The sequence below is a fragment of the Vibrio sp. 1580 genome, assembly GCF_033340055.1.
This window is the reverse complement of sequence record NZ_JAWOVT010000829.1, coordinates 1-500: the sequence shown is the minus strand read 5'-3', so window position 1 is coordinate 500 and position 500 is coordinate 1. Positions and strand designations below refer to the sequence as shown.

The 500-nt window shown below is 47.8% G+C and carries 1 protein-coding gene; it reads left to right on the top strand.

Annotation, left to right across the window (positions count from 1 at the left end; translation table 11 throughout):
• Window positions 1-500 (top strand): response regulator (locus R7093_RS28615; protein ID WP_318147460.1); only part of this gene is annotated, 500 nt, incomplete at both ends.

Here is a 500-nt window from a genome sequence, read left to right as displayed (position 1 = left end):
GATATCGAAGCGACATTTTTTTCCGATGCGGAATCCGCCTTGTTAGCCATGAAACAAAGCGACGAAGCTGGTGTGATTGTGACCGACATCTGCTTACCCGGTATTTCAGGCATGGACTTGTTAACCACGTTAGTTCAACGCGACCCAAACCTGCCAGTTATCATGATTACAGGCCATGGTGACATCTCAATGGCCGTAAATGCGGTACACCAAGGGGCCTACGATTTTATAGAGAAACCTTTTGCGCCAGAACACTTGGTTGAAACCGTAAAACGCGCCATTGAAAGACGCCAACTGACGAACGAAAATGAGAAACTTCGTCAATCACTCAAAGCAAGCCAAACGCTTGGCCCCCGAATAATCGGTGAAACTACCAGCATCCAAACGCTGCGAGAAACCATCACCCACATTGCTGATACTGATGCCGATATTCTGCTGTTTGGCGAAACAGGTACAGGTAAAGAGCTTATCGCCCGCTCACTGCACGAACAAAGTTCTCA